The organism is Burkholderia sp. AU4i (assembly GCF_000466765.1).
Classification (GTDB): Bacteria; Pseudomonadota; Gammaproteobacteria; order Burkholderiales; family Burkholderiaceae; genus Burkholderia; species Burkholderia cepacia.
The window spans coordinates 1-2,198 of the sequence record NZ_ASSI01000320.1; the positions used below are offsets into that span (position 1 = coordinate 1).

At 71.0% G+C, this 2,198-nt stretch carries 3 protein-coding genes; all 3 read left to right on the forward strand.

The features are described from left to right. Positions 1–186 precede the first annotated feature (186 nt). Entirely contained in the window at positions 187–966 is a 780-nt protein-coding gene (locus L810_RS41615) for an SDR family oxidoreductase (protein ID WP_373453119.1), read from the forward strand. After that, positions 957–1,568, forward strand: a complete 612-nt coding sequence (locus tag L810_RS41620; protein WP_021164108.1) for a D-glycero-alpha-D-manno-heptose-1,7-bisphosphate 7-phosphatase — start codon at positions 957–959, stop codon at positions 1,566–1,568. The genes L810_RS41615 and L810_RS41620 overlap by 10 nt, the downstream gene beginning before the upstream one ends. Then, a partial coding sequence (locus L810_RS41625; RefSeq protein WP_042978302.1) for a glycosyltransferase family 9 protein occupies positions 1,565–2,198 on the forward strand: 634 nt, incomplete at its 3' end. The genes L810_RS41620 and L810_RS41625, both read left to right, overlap by 4 nt.

The following is a 2,198-nucleotide window of genomic DNA, read 5'->3' on the forward strand; positions in this document are numbered from 1 at the left end:
GCGCAGGCGACGCCCGACGCGCTCGCGATCTGAGCCCGGCCGCCCCGGCCCGTTTTTACAGCAGCTTATAAAAAAGTCGGCGATCGCCGGGCCGCGCACGATGCGGCGCGGACGCGCGCGGCCCGGCACGGTTCTCGCTGTACCTCGTGCATCGATGCTTGTCGCGACAAGCGTCCCGTCAACGGCATGGCGCTTGAACGTCGACAGGAGGTGCACGTGAACGTGACTTACGAATCAGCCAACCCCCCGCTCGCGGGACGAATCGCGCTCGTGACCGGCGGTGGCCGCGGTCTCGGCGAAGCGATCTGCGAAGACCTGGCGCGGCATGGCGCGCACGTGGTAGTCGCCGATCTCGACGGCGATCGCGCGGCGGCCGTCGCACAGCGGCTCGAACGCCACGGCGGACAGGCCGTCGGTCGGCCGCTCGACGTGCGCGACGAGGCGTCGGTGCTGGAGGTCGTCAGCGACGCGCGCGAAACGCTCGGCGACCTGGACGTGATCGTCAACAACGCGGCGATCGACGTGACCGCGCCGATCGACGACGTGAGCGTGGACGCGTGGCGCCAGGTGCTGATGACGAACCTGTTCGGCCCGTATCTGATGTGTCATGCGGCCGTGCCGATGATGAAGGCGCGCGGCGGCGGGCATATCGTCAATATCGCGTCGACCGCGTCGAAGCGCGCATGGCCCAATGCGTCCGCATACCACGCGACGAAGTGGGGGCTGCTCGGCCTGTCGCATGCGCTGCATGCCGAGCTGCGCGCGAGCGGGGTGCGTGTGTCGGCGATCGTCGCGGGCGGGATGCGCACGCCGTTCCTGCTCGACCGCTTTCCCGACATCGACGAGGACACGCTGCAGCCGCCGGAGAACGTCGCGGCCGCCGTGCGCTTCGTGCTCGCACAGCCGCCGGGCACCGTCGTGCCGGAAGTGATGGTGCTGCCGATGAAGGAGTCGTCATGGCCCTGAGGCACGAACGGCGGCTGCCCGGCGCGGTGCTGCTCGACAAGGACGGCACGCTGCTCGACGACGTGCCGTACAACGTCGATCCCGCGCGCATGCGCCTCGCGCCGGGCGCGGCGCGGGCGCTGCGCACACTCGGCGCGACCGGCATGCCGCTCGCGGTCGTATCGAACCAGCCGGGCGTCGCGCTCGGCCGCTTTCGCGAAAACGAGCTTGGCGCGGTCCGCCAGCGTCTCGCCGAACTGTTCGAAGCAAACGGTGCGACGCTGACGGACTTTTTTTACTGTCCGCATCACCCGCAGGGCAGCGTGGCGCGCTATGCGTGCGATTGCCTCTGCCGCAAGCCGCGGCCCGGCATGTTGCGCCGCGCGCTGACTGCGCTCGGCGCCGTTCCCGAATGGAGCTGGATGATCGGCGACATCCTCGATGACGTCGAGGCCGGCCGCACCGCGCGCTGCGGCACGATTCTCGTCGACCGAGGTCACGAGACCGAGTGGCGCGTCAGCGCGGCGCGCACGCCGCACCATGTCGTCGACCGGCTCGACCTGGCCGCCGACATCGTCGCGCGCGAGGCCGTGCGCCGGCACGGCACGTGGGTGCGGCGATGAATGCCGCGTGGAATCGCGCGCGCCGCATCCTGTGCGTGCGGCTCGACAGCCTGGGCGACGTGCTGATGACGACGCCGGCGCTGCGTGCGCTGAAGGAGGGCGGCCGCGACCGCCGGCTCACGCTGCTGACGTCGCGCACGGGTGCCGCGCTCGCGAAGCACCTGCCGATGGTCGACGACGTGTGGCGTTACGACGCGCCGTGGGTCCGGCATGCCGACGTGCGCGGCGACCCGGTCGCCGATCTCGACATGATCGACCGGCTGCTGGCGGGGCGCTTCGACGCGGCAGTGATCTTCACCGTCTACAGCCAGAACCCGCTGCCCGCGGCGATGATGTGCTGGCTCGCGGGCATCCCGCTGCGGCTCGCGCATTGCCGCGAGAATCCGTATGAACTGCTGACCGATCGCGTGCCGGAAACCGAGCCCGACACCCACGTGCGCCACGAGGTTGCGCGCCAGCTCGCGCTGGTGCGCTCCATCGGCGCGACGACATCGGACTGGCGGATGGGGTTCGAGCCGGGCGACGCGGCACGGCGCGCGGTTCACGTGCGTTTGCAGGCCGCGCTGCAGCGCATCGGCGGTGTGCGCCGGCCGGAGGCGGGCCGGGCGCGCTGGCTGGTCGTCCATCCGG